This window comes from Rhizobacter sp. P2_H2 (assembly GCF_056403375.1).
In genome coordinates this window covers 1-1,232 of sequence record NZ_JBFUFP010001355.1, presented here as the reverse complement: position 1 = coordinate 1,232, position 1,232 = coordinate 1, and the positions used below count along the sequence as shown (strand labels likewise).

Genomic DNA, 1,232 nt, shown 5'->3' with positions numbered 1-1,232 from the left:
CACCACCAGCAGCACGGCCAGCAGCAGCTCGAACTCGACGTGCTTGACCGACGCGCGGATGCCGGTGGTGCGGTCGCTGAGGACGCTGACGCTGACACTGGGCGGCAGCCCGGCCTGCAGCTCGGGCARTCGCGCCTTGATGCCGTCGACGGTGGCGATCACGTTGGCGCCGGGCTGGCGCTGCACGTTCAGGATGATCGCGGGCACCAGCGGGCGCGCATCGGGGTGGGCGGCGCACTCGGCGCAGTCGATGCCGGCCCAGGCGCCCAGGCGCACGTTCTCGGCGCTGTTGACGACCTGGGCCACGTCGGCGATGCGCACCGGCGCGTTGTTGCGCCACGCGACCACCAGCGACTTGTAGTCGTCCACCGTCAGCAGCTGGTCGTTGGCGTTGATGCTGTAGGTGCGGGTCGGGCCGTCGAAGCTGCCCTTGGCGCTGTTCGCGTTGGCGCCGGTGATGGCAGTGCGCAAGGTGTCGATGCCGATGCCGTACGACGCGAGGGCTTGCGTGTCGGCCTGGATGCGCACGGCCGGGCGCTGGCCGCCGCTCAGCGACACCAGGCCGACGCCGTTGACCTGCGACATCTTCTGCGCGAGCCGCGTGTTGACGAGGTTCTGCACCTCGGTGAGCGGCAGCGAATCGGAGGTGATCGCGAGCGTCAGCACCGGCGCATCGGCCGGGTTGACCTTGGCGTAGACCGGCGGCGCCGGCAGGTCGGCCGGCAGCAGCGAGCCGCCGGCGTTGATGGCGGCCTGTACCTCCTGTTCGGCGACGTCGAGCGTCTGGCCGAGCGAGAACTGCAGCGTGACGATCGAGACGCCGGCGGCGCTCGACGAACTCATGCGCTGCAGGCCGGGCATCTGGCCGAACTGCTTCTCCAGCGGCGCGGTGACGGTGTTCGTCATCACCTCGGGGCTGGCGCCGGGGTAGAGCGTCTGCACCTGGATGGTCGGGTAGTCGACCTGGGGCAGCGCGGCCAGCGGCAGGAACTTGAAGCCTACCAGGCCGGCGAGCACGATGGCGACCATCAGCAGCGAGGTCGCTACCGGCCTCTCAATGAACGGGCGGGAGGGGTTCATGACCGTCCCGTCTTATTGCTGTTCGGCTTGTTCGCGGCGTTGGCGGCGCCGCTCGCCCCACGGGCCGGAGGCACCCGAGGCGCCGCGCTCGGCCCACGGTGCGGAGGCACCCGGTGCGAAGCCGGCCGGTGCGGAAGCGCCCTCGCCGAAGC

General features: G+C 70.8%; 1 protein-coding gene. It reads right to left on the bottom strand.

Annotation, left to right across the window (positions count from 1 at the left end; all coding sequences use genetic code 11):
- On the bottom strand, positions 1-1,080 hold a 1,080-nt coding region (locus AC1D15_RS33050; protein WP_477829395.1), incomplete at its 3' end, for an efflux RND transporter permease subunit.
- Between the last annotated feature and the right edge of the window lie 152 nt (positions 1,081-1,232).